This is a genomic window from Actinoplanes sp. NPDC051475 (genome assembly GCF_040689425.1).
GTDB lineage: Bacteria > Actinomycetota > Actinomycetes > Mycobacteriales > Micromonosporaceae > Actinoplanes.
The window spans coordinates 131,836-144,951 of sequence record NZ_JBFAZZ010000017.1 but is presented as its reverse complement, the minus strand read 5'-3'; the positions used below and the strand labels follow the sequence as shown (position 1 = coordinate 144,951).

Below are 13,116 nucleotides of genomic sequence, written 5' to 3'. Positions count from 1 at the left end.
CTCAGTCGGTCTTGCCGGCCGGCGCGGATCGCCCGGATCGCGCCCACTCGAGCGCGACGAGCCGGACGAAGGCGACGTTGGTGGTCAGGTAGCGGCCGCCGAGACGGCGCGGCTCCTGCAGGACTCGGTACAGCCACTCGCAGCCCATCCGCTGCCAGACCAGGGGGGCACGCTTGATCACCCCGGCCAGCACGTCGAAGGAGCCCCCCACCCCGTGCACCACCTTGGCGCCGGTACGCGCCCCGTGGGTGGCCACGAAGACTTCCTTCTTCGGCGAGGTCATGCCGAGAAACAGCAGATCGGCGCCGCTGCCCTTGATGGCGTCGGCGACCGCGGAGGTCTCGGCGTCGGTGTAGTAGCCGTGGTGGCTCCCAGCGATCCGCAGGGCGGGGTGCTGGGCCTGGATGCGCTCGACCATGCGCTCGAGCACCTCGGGGCGGGCGCCGAGGAAGTAGACGGATCGGCCCTGCACCTCCGCCATGTAGAGCAGGCGCTGGAACAGGTCGATGCCGGCCACCCGCTCGGGCAGCCGGCGGTTCAGCACCCGGCCGGCCCACACCACGGACTGGCCGTCCGCGACGATGAGGTCGCAGCCCAGCACCGCGTCGCGCAGGGCCGCGTCGTGGCGCATCTTGACGATCTTCGCGGCGTTGACCACGCCGACCTCGAGGAGTTCGCCGCGTTCGACCGCATCCATGCAGGCCTGCACGGTCTCGCCGAGGGTGAGCGCGTCCAGGGGTACGCCGAAGAGGTCCTGCCGCGGGCGTCCCCGCCCGACCAGGTGGTGCGCCTCCATTGCCGTCACCGTCCCTTGCGGTCGGAGGCCTGCGGACCGGCCGACGGGGCGCCGGCCGGGGTGTCGAGGGTCGCCAGCCACGCGAAGAGGAGCCAGCCGAACTCGTACGGCCGGCACTCCCGGTCGAGCGAGGTCGGCCGGTACACCCGGTCGATGACCGGCAGGCGAAGTCCGCAGCGGGCGCGCGTCGTGACCGTGTGCAGGCCCCGGACGATCTTGCGGGGGTCGCCCCGGTAGACCTTGCGGACGGTCAGCCCCTCGTCGTCGAGCAGCATCGGCTCCCCGGCGGCGCCCAGCTCACCGGGGCGCAGCAGCCAGCGCAGGCCGCGGCGGATCGGCTCGCCGTAGTCGCCGCCGCCCGCCTCCGTCAGGTCGAGCAGAGCCATCGGCGCCATCGCGTGCTGGTGCACCGAGTAGACCGGGTAGCCCTCGATGACGTCGCCGGTGCGAGCGTCGTAGTGCCACCACCACTGCCCGCCGGGCCCCTGGAGGCGGCAGATCTGCTCCGCGGTGGTGCGGGCCGCGGCGAGGGCCGCGGGGTCGTCGCCGGAGTGGTGCAGCCGGGCGAGCGCCTGCACCGGGTAGACCTGATCGGCGAAGCAGGCCACGTGGTCGCGGTAGGACTTCACCAGCCCGCGCCCGGTGGCGTGGGGGAACACCGGGCTGCCCGGGGCGACACTGCCGAGCAGCCGCCGCCGGGCGTGGGCCAGCTGCTCCTCGACGTCGAGCCGGGCGCGGGCCTCGGCCAGCGCCGACACGACCCAGGCGCTCTCGACGACGTACTCCGGCGCGGTCCGCCGGTCGAACTCGCGCAGCCGCCGTATCGCGTCCGGCAGGAGCGGGTGACCGGCCTGGGCGGCGCTCCAGGCGATCAGGGCGATGTCGCCCAGGTTGCTGCTGGCCGCCTGCCGCTCCACGAGCAGGGCGACGAAGTCGTCGAGCCGGTGACCGCCCAGCAACGGGGGCTGCGCCTCGGCCGGCAACCAGGACGCCCCCAGGGCCACAATTGCGGCATAGCGCAGGCTGGTGCCGGCCAGTCGCGAGGTCACGCGGCCATTCGTTGTGGTGAACGTACGTGTAAAGGCGAATTCGTCGGTATCCACGCGATACATTTCGGGCAGTCCGCGCGAAGCGAGAGCGATGAGGCGCTTCGTCAGCTCGCCGGTCTCACCGTCGAGGTGGGCGAATCTCGCGGGTGCTGGCGTCATGTCGTCCTTCCGGAGGGCGGCGGAGGACGTGACCGGCGTCCATACAGGACATCCGAGCGGCGTCCGGGCGGCGGAGGTGAGAAAAGCCGCATTCCCGTTGGCTGGTAAGCGATTCCGGCAACTAGGGCAGACGGCATCGACAGCGAGGACAGACGCCCGGAGCGCCGGCCCGCCACGGAAACCGAGGAGCCGTCTGCGAGGCTACTGAGGACGGTCGGGCCGCCGGAAGGTGTGACGCCTAGCCGACATGGCGTGCTGACCGTTTCGCTCGGCGCCTTCCGATATCTCCGACCGACCGGGTCGGTTCCGATCCTCGGAACGGCCAATGCCCGCCGGGCGGACCGGATCGGCGCGGGTCACCCTTCCGGCGGCCGCCGAGAATGGTCGTGGAATGGCGCGTTAACGGCACGCGAACGAAAAGGGCCGGCTAGGACGCCGGCGGGAAGGGCAGCCGCTTCGGGCGTACGAGCGCGGCGACGGCGCGGCGGCTCCGAGGATGGCCCAGCGCCGCCCGCGACGCCTCGCGGAGCAGGACCACCGACCAGAAGAGCGCGGTGGCAGGTCGAGAGTGGCGCATCCTGAACAGCCGGACACGGTTGACGGTCAGCAGGCTCCAGAGCGCCGGCGACACCCGCGACTCCCCGCCGATGTGCACCACCTCGGCGTCGGCCACCAGGGCGGTCAGGAAGCCGTGGTCGCGGGCTCGCAGCGCGAACTCGGTCTCCTCGGAGTACAGGAAGAACCGCTCCTCCCACGGTCCGCAGGATTCGAGGCAAGCACGGGAGATCAGCATGACGGCGCCGGTCGCCCAGTCCACTGTGCCGTCCCGGAAATAGGCGTCGCGGTCGACGACCGTCTCGCCGAGCCCCGCGATCCGCCCGGCGCGCTGACCGAGCAGCGCCTCGCCGAGGGCGCGGGAGACGGTCGGTTCGCGGCGCAGCGAAAGGGCCACACCGCCGTCCTCGTCGAGGATGCGCGGCACGGCGATGCCGACGCGCTGCGCGCCGTCCCCGCCGAGCCGGGCCACCAGCGTTGCCCCCGATCCGGCGCTCAGTCGTACGTCCGGGTTGAGGAGCAACACGGCGTCGTACGGCTCCGCATCCCGCACCGCGGCGTTGAACGCGGCGGCGTACCCGGCATTGCGCCCGGTCTGCACGATGCGGCACCCGGGCACCATCCGGCGGGCGACAGCCACGCTGTCGTCGGCCGAGGCGTTGTCAGCGACGGTGAGATGCCAGGACAGGCCCCGCAGGCCGTCATCCAGCGAGCTCAGCAGCCCCGGCAGGACGGCGGCACTGTTGTACGTCACCACGACCACGGCCACCGTCGGCGCGCCGGCGCTCATGCCGCGCGGCTGCTCTCGTCACGCAGCCACGTCGTGAAGTCGCCGGAGCGGATCGGACGGCGCGCACGCCGGCGGGTGACCACGGTGACGGCCAGGAACACCACCAACTTCGGCGCCGCCGACGGCCGCCCGCGGACGACCCGGACCAGGTCCGCACGGGTCGTACGCGCGGAGTCCACCGCGCCCTGCGAGACCTGCTGCAACTGGGTCGTCGCGGTGACCGACCGGACGCGGCGGCGCAGGAGATCGCCCAGGGTTCGCGGCGCGTGCACCACGACCCGGGTTCCGGGCACCACCCGCCGCTCGGCCGGGGTGAACGCGACCGACGCGGCGAGGTCGTCACCCATCACCTCGGGCAGCGCGCGCAGCCGCCGCCGGGCCTCCGGCGCGACCGCGATCACGCCGCGGCCGAACAGCCCCTCGCGTACCACCGGCAGCTCCTGCCAGAAGTCGTAGTACCAGCGCACCGGCCAGGAGGAGCGCCCGGTCGCGACGACCCGTTCCGGGGCGACCGCCAGCACTCCGGACTCGTGCAGGGCGAAAGCCAGGCGGCGCACGTCGGCCGCGCCGATCTCCACGTCGGCGTCGACGTAGACGACCTCGGCGCCGGTGGCCCGGTCGTCCCCGGCGCGCAACGCGGCGTACTTGCCGGCGCGGGTCAGCGGCACCACCTCGACGGCATCGCCGAACGACCGGGCGACCCGCTCGGTGTCGTCGGTGCAGCCGTTCGGCACGACGATGATCTCGAGTTCGCCGGGGCGCGCGCCGGCCAGCAGCCCGCGCAGGAGCCGGCCGATGACCGGCGCCTCGTCGTGCGCGGGGACCACTACGCTGATCACGCACGAAGTATCTCCACGACCACGCACGCGCACCACCCACTGTCGGATCCCGGTCCCAGGACGCGCCGGACGGCCATCGTGGAAGGACCGTCGGCGGTGGCGCTTCGTCCACACGGACGAGTGCGGCGATCACCCCTCGCGCGTATCGATGGGGGTCCGACGAGTCAGCAGAGGGAGGCGGGGCGATCCGTGTACGTCTCGATGCGCAACCGGCCCGCGTCCCCGGCGGACGGGCACGGCGGCCGGGTGGCGACGACCGTGCTGCTGCTCGGCGTCGTCAGCATGCTCACCGATGTCTCCTCGGAGATGGTCGCCGCGGTGCTTCCGCTGTACCTCACCGCCCAGGTCGGACTCGGCTACCTCGCGTACGGCTTCGTCGACGGCCTCTACCAGGGAGTGAGCGCGGTGGTCCGGATCGCCGGCGGCTACGCCGGCGACCGCGGCGGCCGTCCGAAGCGGATCGCGGCGATCGGGTACGGCGTCTCGGCGCTCAGCCGGATCGCCCTGCTGCCGGCCCACGGGTTCGCCGCCGTCACGGCCGTGATCACCGCCGACCGTCTCGGCAAGGGCCTGCGGACCGCCCCGCGGGACGCGCTGATCGCCGGAGCGTCCGACCCGGCCACGCTCGGGCGGGCGTTCGGCGTGCACCGCACCCTCGACACGGTCGGCGCCGTGCTCGGCCCGCTGGCCGCCTTCGCGTTGCTCATGGTCGTGCCGGGCAGCTACGGCTCGGTGTTCGTCACGTCCTTCGCCTTCGGCGTCGTCGGGTTCACCGTCCTGGTCCTGTTCGTGCCCGATCTGCGGATCGGCGGGGAGGCACGGATCCGGCTGCGCCGGGTGGTCCAGGAGGTCGGCCGGGCGCGCCTGCGGCGTCCCCTCGCCGCGACCGCCCTGCTGGGCGTGCTGACCGTCGGCGACGGGTTCCTCTACCTCGCGGTGCAGCAGCGTGACGACCTCGCCGCCCGCTTCTTTCCCCTGCTGTACGTGGGCACCAACGTCGCATACCTCGCGCTGGCCCTGCCGCTGGGCCGGCTGGCCGACCGCATCGGCCGGGCCCGGGTGCTCGTGGGCGGTCACCTCGCCCTGGTCGCCGCCTACGTGGCAGCCGGCGGGCCGTTCGGCGGTATCGCCGCGACGGTGGCCGTCCTGCTGCTGCTCGGCACCTTCTACGCCGCCACCGACGGCGTCCTCGCCGCCCTCGTCAGCCGGTTGGTCAGCGCCGAGGCGAGAGGCAGCGGGATCGCGGCGGCCCAGACCGTCGTCTCGCTCACCCGTTTCGCCGCCGCGATCGGCTTCGGCGGCCTCTGGACCCTGATCGGCCGGGCCGACGCGCTGCTGCTCGTCGCCGCCCTGCTCGCAGCCGCCCTACCGGTGGCCTGGTGGTTGCTGCGTCCGGCGGAGGCCACCGCGTGAGCGGCCGGATCCGGCTGGCGGTCCTGGCCGGCACAGTGCTGATCCTCCTCATCGCGGCCGGCGGGTACGTCCTGCGAGTCCGGCAGCGGCAGGCGGCAGCCAACTCGACGCCGGGCGCACCCCGCGCCGATCTCGCGACGGTCATGGCGGCTCCGCACCTCGTCTTCCGCAACACCGCTCTCGGCGAGGGGTACGGCCGGCTCGCGCTGGTGCCGGTGACCGCTCCGGACGGCCCACGCGCCCTGACCGAGGTGTCGTGCGAGCGGGTGTACGCGGTCACCACGCGCTCGGTGTGCCTGTCCGCGCGCCGAGGCATCACCAACACCTACCGGGCGCAGGTGCTGGGCGCCGGCTGGGCACCGGCCGGGGAGCTGCCGCTGACCGGCCTGCCGAGCCGGGCCCGTCTGTCTCGCGACGGCGCCCTGGCGGCCACGACGACGTTCGTCTACGGCGACTCGTACGCGAGCCCCGGCCAGTTCTCGACGCGGACCACGGTCACCAGGATCGGCGACGGCCGGCACGCGGAACTGGAGAAGTTCCGGCTCGAGGTGGACGGCCGAGCCGTGACCAGCGCGGACCGCAACTTCTGGGGCGTCACGTTCGCCGGCGACGACGACACGTTCTACGCCACCGCGGCGACGGGCGGCCGGACCTGGCTGGTCCGCGGCACCGTCTCGGGGCGCCGGATGACGGCCGTGCGAGCCGACGTCGAATGCCCGTCGCTGTCGCCGGACGGCATCCGCATCGGCTTCAAGAAGCACGGCGACCTGCCGGCCGGGCGCTGGCGGCTGGCCGTGTACGACCTGCGCACCGGGGCCGAGACCGTGCTGGCCGAGACGCGCAGCGTCGACGACCAGGTGGTGTGGCTCGACGACTCGACCATCCTCTACGGGCTGCCGCGGACCGCCGCCTCCGGCGCCGCCACCAGCGACGTCTGGGCGGTGCCCGCCGACGGCACGGGGCAACCGCGGGTACTCGTGCCGGACGCGTGGTCCCCCGCGGTGGTCAGCCCTTCCTGACCGAGATCAGCGACTTCGTCAGCCCGGCGAGCCGCTCGCTGAGCAGCTCCGAATCCGGGAAGTAGTACCGCATCTGGCTGCGGTCGAGCAGCTCGGTCCAGAGCACGCCGGTCAGCGCGTCGCGCAGGTCGGCGGAGCGCACGTGCGCCAGCGGCCAGCGGCGGGCGACCACCGCCCGCGCGCGGACCGGCAGGAACTGCATTCCGGGCGCGATCCAGTGCGGCTCCACCGGGAAATATCGGTACGGCGTCTGCACCCAATGCGCGGGCGCGAGCCGATGCACCGACTCGGCGAATCGCAGCCGCCGCTCGTGCCCGCCGACGTGCTCGATGACGGAGTTCGAGAAGACGAGGTCGTAGCGGCCGGCGGCGATCCGTTCCGGCAGCGCGCACGCGTCGCCCGTGTCGACGGTGATCCAGTCGGGCACCTCGGCCGGCGGCGTGTCGATGTTGACGACGTGCACATGCTTCGGATGCAGCGGCGACCGCGTCCAGGTCCCCGCGTCCCCACCGAGGTCGATCACCGACATCTGGGCGAGGTCGGGGAAGACCCGCACGAGCCACTCCCACCGGCGCGCCCGGCGCCGGCCGCCCCAGGACTCGTTGCGGTCGACCACACGTTCCCGAATGGACTGCGAAACCATGCGCGGACCCTAGCCCGCCGCCGGACCGGGCCCAAGGGTCCGCCGCGCTTCCGGTCGCCGATCCGACACCGTGGCGCCGCTTTTCGTCCGGCCGGAGCACCCGTCTGACCAATGTGGCACATTGATCGGTACTCACGGTTCTCCTGCGCGCTGTGAAGCGCCGGTACAGTCCGCCTTTGTGCACAAGCCGATCGCCCTGCGGGTCGTTCTCGGTCTCGCTCTCGTAGCGCTCCTCGCCGCCGCCACCTGGTGGGTGGCCGGGCGAAACGACGACCAACGGCCGGCCGCGGCGCAGCTGCCCCCGAGCGGTACCCCCACGCCGGCCACGCCACCGTCATCCGGCCCCAGCGGCCCATCGCCCAGCGCGTCAGCGCCTGGCCCACGACCGTCGGTGAGCGTCAGCTCGACCACCACCGCCCGGCCGGGAGCCGGCGGGACCGTCGGCGCTCCCCGATCCCGGGGATCCTTTCCGGACGCCGGCACCACCGGTGTGCCGGCCGGCGTGACGCTCAAGGCGGCGACAACGACCTCCCTGCGCATCCGCAAGGCGGGCACCGTCATCGACCGCGCGGACATCCGTGGCGAGATCAGCGTCGAGGCGAACGACGTCACCATCAAGAACTCGCGGGTGGTCAACGCCGGCAACTGGGGCATCGTCCAGCGACCGGAGGTGAAGGGCCTGGTCGTCAAGGACAGCGAGATCCGGGGCAACGGCAAGGAGCGGCTGCAGTACGCGATCCTGAACCTGGGCAGCGGCGACATCTCGATCCTGCGCAACGACATCTCCCAGGTTTCCGATGCGCTGTCGACGAACGTCGGTCTCATCGAAGGCAACTATCTGCACGACCCGGTCTACTTCGACGGCGACCACACGGACATGATCCAGTCGAACTCCGGCCCGCCCGCGGGGCAACGCCTGGTGATCCGCCGCAACACGGTCGTCAACACCCTCGAGCAGACCGCGGCGATCGCGCTGTTCCAGGACTTCGGCGTCCAGCACGATGCGACCATCGAGCACAATCTGCTGGCCGGCGGCGGATACGCGCTGTACGCGGGCTCGGGCATGAAGGGCACCTCGTACAACATCAGGGTGATCGGCAACGTGTTCAGCCGTGAGGTGTTTCCTAAGAGCGGCCAGTACGGCGCGGTGGCCTACTGGGACAAGGCCGGCAACGGCAACGTGTGGCAGGACAACGTCTGGGCCGGCACCGGCCGGGCCGTCACGGCAGACTGACGAGAGACGGAGCGCCGAACCCGTGTCCAAGCCCTCCCCCACGCTCGACGGAAGTCGCGGCGACCTCATCGTCTACTACTCGGGCAGCCGCTGGGACGGCCCACCCGGGCACGACCGCCACATGGCGGAAGCCCTCAGCCGCCTCCGTCCGGTGCTCTTCGTCGAACCGCTCGTGTCCGCCCTGACCGGCCTCAACCGTCCCGAACTCGCCGCGCTGCTGGACCGGCCCCGGCTGCAGGTGCTGTCCCCCCGGCTGGCCCACCTGGTCACCCCGGTCGTGCCCGGATTCAGCCGGCCCGCCGTCCACCGCCTGGTGCCGCCGTTGGTCCGCCGGGCCACCCGGAGGGCCGTCGAGAAGCTGTACGGGCCGGCGTCACGCGAGCCCCTGGCCGCGGTCGTGTGCAGCCGTTTCGGGGATCCGGGTGTCCCGCTGCCGGCGCGACGCCGGGTCTTCTACGTCACCGACGATCTGGTGGCCGGGGCCGGCATGGTCGGCCTGTCGCGGGACTGGTTGCTGCGCGAGGAAGCCGCGTCCCTGCGCCGGGCGGACGCGGTCGCGGTCGTCTCCGAGGCCATCCGGGAGCGGTACGCCCGCGACGGTGTCCGAGCGGAGCTCGTCGCCAACGGATGCCGCCCGGATGCCTACACCGGGGTCGACGAGGCGCCGATCCCGGCCGGCGTCGCCCTGCCGGTGCCGGTCGCCGGGCTCCTCGGGCACGTCAACGACCGCATCGACCTGGCCCTGCTGGAGGCGGTGGCCGACACCGGGGCGTCGCTGCTGATCGTGGGACCGGTGGCGCCCGGCTACGACTCCGCCCGCTTCGAGGCGCTGGCCGGACGCCCCAACGTGTGCTGGACCGGGCCGAAGCCGTACGCGGAGATGCCGTCGTACCTGCGGCTCATCGATGTGGGCCTGACCCCTTACGCGGACAACGCCTTCAACCGGGCCAGTTTCCCGCTCAAGACCCTCGAATATCTCGCGGCCGGGCGGGGGGTGGTCGCCACGCCGCTGCCCGCCGTGACCTGGCTGGGCACGGACCTGGTCAGCACCGCGGCGACGCCGGAAGAGTTCGCGGCGCGGGTCCGGCAGGCACTCGCCGTACCCCGTACGCCCGAACTCGCCGCCCGCCGGCGGGCCTTCGCCCGGGAGCACAGCTGGGACCGGCGTGCCCACCAGATCGCCGAGCTGCTCGGTGTCGGTGCGGCGGAGGTGCGGCGCTGATGAAGGTCCTCGTCTTCGCGCACCGGCTGGAGGTCGGCGGCACCCAGGTCAACGCGATCGAGCTGGCGGCGGAGCTGCGCGACGCCCACGGGCACGACCCGGTCCTGTTCGCGACGCCGGGTCCGATGGTGGAGCTGGCCACCGCCAAGGGCCTGCGATTCCTCCCGGCCCCGGAGGCCTCCTGGAATCCGTCGTGGGCCCGCATGCGGGCCCTGCGGGAGGCGGTCCGCCGCGAGAAGCCCGATCTCGTCCACGCCTGGGACTGGCCGCAGTGCCTCGACGCCTACTACGGGGTCCACCTGACCCGGGCGGTGCCCCTGCTCGTCACGGTGATGTCGATGGCGGTGCCCCGGCTGATCCCGCACGCCGTGCTCACCACCTTCGGCACTCCTGAGCTCGTCGACGCGGCGCGGTCGGCGGGGCGGGACCGGCTCGGCCTGCTGCTGCCACCGGTCGACGTGCACCACAACGCCCCGCACGCCGCGAACGGCGGAAAATTCCGAGCCCGGTACGGCCTCGCCCCCGACGACACCGTGCTGGTGACCGTGTCACGCCTCGTGGAGCACCTGAAGCTGGAGGGGCTGCGCCGCACCGTACGCGCCATGGCAGTGCTCGGCCGCGAGACGCCACGGTTGCGGTTCGTCGTCGTGGGTGACGGCACCGCACGCCAGAGCCTCGAGCGCCTCGCCGAGCAGACCAACACGGCGCTCGGCCGCCCCGCCGTGGTCCTGACCGGAGCGCTCGTCGATCCCCGTCCGGCGTACTCGGCGGCCGACGTCGTCGTCGGCATGGGCGGCTCCTCGCTGCGGGCCCTGGCGTTCGCCAAGCCGACCATCGTGGTGGGTGAGCAGGGCTTCGTGTCGGCATTCACCCCGGAGACCGCAGATCAGTTCCTCTACCAGGGCATGTACGGCCTGGGCGACGGCGACGAGGGCGACCACCGGCTCATGGCCGAGCTGCGGAGGATCGTCGGCGCGCCGGAGCGGTTCGGCCGGCTGGGGGCGTTCTCCCGGGACTTCGTCGTACGCCACTACTCCCTCGAGTCCGTGACCCGGCAGTTGGACGGCCTCTGCCGTGACGCAGCCGCTGATCGGCCGGCGCTGCGGGTGCGGGCGACGGACGGCGTACGCACCGCCGCGGTCCGGGTCGCCGGGAGCGCGGTGCCGCAGACGCTGCGCGCAAGGATCGGGCGGCTCACACCACGGACGTAGCCGCCTCCGCCTGGTGCCGGGGGGCTCTGACCAGCCGGATCAGCGGCCAGGCCACGATGCCGAACGCCGCCGCGCCGGCCAGGCCGCCCACGACCAGCGTGGCCAGGTCCCCGTCGACGAGCCGGTGTACGCCCAGGGCCACCGCCACCGCGGCCGCGCCGGCGGCCACCGGCCGCCGGGCGGACCGCAGCACGTCCAGCGGCCTGATCCCCAGGGTGACCAGAGCCGCCAGGTGCAGGGGAACCCCGACCCCCAGGGCGACGAGGAAGTGGGCGAGTCCCACCCCTCGGATGCCGCCGTGCAGGGCACCGACGGTGAGGGCCGGCAGCAGGGCGACGATCCAGCCGCCATGGATCAGCAGGGTCAGCCGGGCCTTGCCGGCGGCGGTCAGCACGTCGGCGGCGAGCTGCATGGCCACCCGCAGGCCGCCGAGCAGGGCGAGGAAGGACAGCGCCCCGGCGGCGGCCGCCCACCCCGGTCCGTAGACGAATCGCGTGGTCGGCAGGGCGTAGACGGCGAGCAGGACGCCGACCAGCGTCGTCGGGGCCATGATCAGCGTGAGCGAGCGGCAGAACGCGGCTTTGAGCGCGCCCGGATCGTGTTGCAGCCGGGCGAACGCCGGCACGGAGACCCGGGCGACGGCGACCGACAGGATGCTCACCGGCCAGCTCGAGAGGTTGAAGGCCAGCAAATAGAGACCCAGTGCCTCGGGCCCGAGCAGGCGCCCGACCACGATGTAGTCGACGTTCATGAGGCCGACCGCCAGCAGCAGCGTCCCCGCGATGGGCAGGCCCGCGGTCAACATGTGCCGGGCCACCGAGCGGGACCAGCCGGGCCGGAAACGCGCCGGGGCGAACGCGAAGAGCAGGACACCGTTGACGATGTTGCCGACGAAACGCCCCCACGCCAAGCTCCAGGCGCCGAAGCCCAGCACGGCCAGGACGATCGACAGCCCGAGCGTCACCACCATGCCGGTCAGGTCCGCCGTGGCCCGCCTGCCCTGCAGGAACGACCGGGTGAGCAGCGCCGACGGGACGGCGAACAGGCCGTTGACCATCACGGAGACAGCCATCAACCGCACGATGCCGGCGGCCTCGGGTGCGCCGAGCGCCGTCGCGATCGCGGGGGCACCGAGGAAGGTCCCGCCGGCGAGCAGGAAGCTCGCGCCGAGGATGATGCTCGTCGCCGTCGGCGCGATCTCCTCGGTCCGGCCCGCCCAGCGCACAAGCGTCGGCTCCAGGCCGAGGTCGTTGACGTTCGCCACGATGAGCAGCACGACCAGGGCGACGGTGAACTGCCCGTAGTCCTCGGGCGTCAGCAGCCGCGCGAGCACGATGCCGCTGAGCACCGTGCCGGCGCGGGTCGCGACGCTGCTGAGGAAGCTCCATCCCAGGCCCCGCCGGACCACCTTGCCGAACGGCTCTTCCACGACCTCCGAGGTCGTCACCGGCCAGGCGTGCCACGCCGGCGGCCGGAGGGCAGCTGCGCCCGGAGCTTTCGCGCGCCCTGCCGCACCCGGTGGTGGGTGGTGAGGCGGATGCGCTGCGAGAGCGGGGCGAAGGAGTAGTCCGGGTAGCCGCGGTTGAACGGCTGGAGATGCCAGTTGTCGTCCGGGTCCGCGTCGGCCACCTTGCGGAACGCCGCTGCCCGGTTGTCGGCCACCTCGAGCAGCTTCCAGTCGGCTGAACCGCGCATGAATCCGTACACGACCGCCACGGCCGGCATCGGGACGTCGTCGAGGACGAGCACGCCGCCGACCGCCAGCTTCTGCTCCACGTAGTGGAAGTCGATGGTGGGATGGGGGAACGAGTGCTTCCCGTCGATGAAGGCGAGGTCCACCGGCCGGTCGAGCTTCAGCGCGGGCAGCGCGGAGTCACTGGTCTCGGCCATGAACGAGAGCCGGCTCGTGTCCAGGCCGAGGGACTCGCAGTAGGACCGGATGCGCTGGTGCTCGTCGGGGGCGGGGCTGATCGCGGTGTGCTCCGCGCCCGCCGCCGTGAAGATGACCGTGGAGGCGCCGGCGCCCGTCTCGATCGTCCGGTCGCCCGCACGGACGTGGGCGGCCAGCAGCCCCAATGTGTCCGGGAGAGCGTTCCAGGTCCGCGTTCCGCCGGCATGGAACACCGGTCCGTCGGTCATCAACCGGTCCACTATCGAGGCCGCAGCGCTGTCTTTCATAGGTCCCC

At 72.9% G+C, this 13,116-nt stretch carries 12 protein-coding genes; 5 read left to right on the top strand and 7 right to left on the bottom strand.

Annotation, left to right across the window (positions count from 1 at the left end; all coding sequences use genetic code 11):
* Position 1: 1 nt before the first annotated feature.
* The 4 genes from AB0368_RS30480 to AB0368_RS30465 form a co-directional block, all read right to left on the bottom strand.
* Positions 2 to 796, bottom strand: coding sequence for a WecB/TagA/CpsF family glycosyltransferase (locus tag AB0368_RS30480; RefSeq protein ID WP_366157456.1), 795 nt, complete (start codon positions 794 to 796; stop codon positions 2 to 4).
* 5 nt (positions 797 to 801) lie between these two features.
* A complete protein-coding gene (locus tag AB0368_RS30475; RefSeq protein ID WP_366157455.1) occupies positions 802 to 1,845 on the bottom strand; it encodes a hypothetical protein in 1,044 nt (347 codons plus the stop codon).
* A gap of 586 nt (positions 1,846 to 2,431) precedes the next feature.
* The gene (locus tag AB0368_RS30470) at positions 2,432 to 3,349 is read right to left on the bottom strand and encodes a glycosyltransferase family 2 protein (RefSeq protein ID WP_366157454.1); all 918 of its coding nucleotides are present in this window, start codon (positions 3,347 to 3,349) and stop codon (positions 2,432 to 2,434) included.
* Positions 3,346 to 4,188, bottom strand: coding sequence for a glycosyltransferase (locus tag AB0368_RS30465; RefSeq protein WP_366157453.1), 843 nt, complete (start codon positions 4,186 to 4,188; stop codon positions 3,346 to 3,348). The genes AB0368_RS30470 and AB0368_RS30465 overlap by 4 nt, the downstream gene beginning before the upstream one ends.
* A 189-nt stretch (positions 4,189 to 4,377) precedes the next feature.
* Between AB0368_RS30465 and AB0368_RS30460 the strand changes: the two genes are divergently transcribed.
* Positions 4,378 to 5,601, top strand: coding sequence for an MFS transporter (locus tag AB0368_RS30460; RefSeq protein WP_366157452.1), 1,224 nt, complete (start codon positions 4,378 to 4,380; stop codon positions 5,599 to 5,601).
* On the top strand, positions 5,598 to 6,620 hold the full coding sequence (locus tag AB0368_RS30455) for a hypothetical protein (RefSeq protein ID WP_366157451.1): 1,023 nt from the start codon (positions 5,598 to 5,600) through the stop codon (positions 6,618 to 6,620). Before AB0368_RS30460 ends, AB0368_RS30455 begins: the two co-directional genes overlap by 4 nt.
* Here AB0368_RS30455 and AB0368_RS30450 read toward each other — a convergent pair.
* On the bottom strand, positions 6,607 to 7,263 hold the full coding sequence (locus AB0368_RS30450) for a methyltransferase domain-containing protein (protein ID WP_366157450.1): 657 nt from the start codon (positions 7,261 to 7,263) through the stop codon (positions 6,607 to 6,609). The two genes, AB0368_RS30455 and AB0368_RS30450, sit on opposite strands and share 14 nt — an antisense overlap.
* A gap of 391 nt (positions 7,264 to 7,654) precedes the next feature.
* On the opposite strand from AB0368_RS30450, the gene AB0368_RS30445 reads away from it, so the two are divergent.
* The 3 genes from AB0368_RS30445 to AB0368_RS30435 are packed head-to-tail and all read left to right on the top strand — an operon-like array spanning position 7,655 to position 10,930.
* Positions 7,655 to 8,497, top strand: coding sequence for a hypothetical protein (locus AB0368_RS30445; RefSeq protein WP_366157449.1), 843 nt, complete (start codon positions 7,655 to 7,657; stop codon positions 8,495 to 8,497).
* A gap of 22 nt (positions 8,498 to 8,519) precedes the next feature.
* Entirely contained in the window at positions 8,520 to 9,719 is a 1,200-nt protein-coding gene (locus AB0368_RS30440; RefSeq protein WP_366157448.1) for a glycosyltransferase, read from the top strand.
* Complete coding sequence (locus tag AB0368_RS30435; protein WP_366157447.1) at positions 9,719 to 10,930, top strand: glycosyltransferase family 4 protein; 1,212 nt, start codon at positions 9,719 to 9,721, stop codon at positions 10,928 to 10,930. The genes AB0368_RS30440 and AB0368_RS30435 overlap by 1 nt, the downstream gene beginning before the upstream one ends.
* Here AB0368_RS30435 and AB0368_RS30430 read toward each other — a convergent pair.
* Entirely contained in the window at positions 10,914 to 12,377 is a 1,464-nt protein-coding gene (locus AB0368_RS30430; RefSeq protein WP_366157446.1) for a lipopolysaccharide biosynthesis protein, read from the bottom strand. The two genes, AB0368_RS30435 and AB0368_RS30430, sit on opposite strands and share 17 nt — an antisense overlap.
* Positions 12,374 to 13,069, bottom strand: a complete 696-nt coding sequence (locus AB0368_RS30425) for a class I SAM-dependent methyltransferase (RefSeq protein WP_366157445.1) — start codon at positions 13,067 to 13,069, stop codon at positions 12,374 to 12,376. The genes AB0368_RS30430 and AB0368_RS30425 overlap by 4 nt, the downstream gene beginning before the upstream one ends.
* Positions 13,070 to 13,116 lie beyond the last annotated feature (47 nt).

Bases quoted from the DNA above. Each gene is read 5' to 3' on its own strand.
- AB0368_RS30480 (WP_366157456.1), bottom strand. From the start codon at position 796: ATGGAGGCGCACCACCTGGTCGGGCGGGGACGCCCGCGGCAGGACCTC.
- AB0368_RS30470 (WP_366157454.1), bottom strand. From the start codon at position 3,349: ATGAGCGCCGGCGCGCCGACGGTGGCCGTGGTCGTGGTGACGTACAAC.
- AB0368_RS30450 (WP_366157450.1), bottom strand. From the start codon at position 7,263: ATGGTTTCGCAGTCCATTCGGGAACGTGTGGTCGACCGCAACGAGTCC.
- AB0368_RS30435 (WP_366157447.1), top strand. From the start codon at position 9,719: ATGAAGGTCCTCGTCTTCGCGCACCGGCTGGAGGTCGGCGGCACCCAG.
- AB0368_RS30425 (WP_366157445.1), bottom strand. From the start codon at position 13,069: ATGACCGACGGACCGGTGTTCCATGCCGGCGGAACGCGGACCTGGAAC.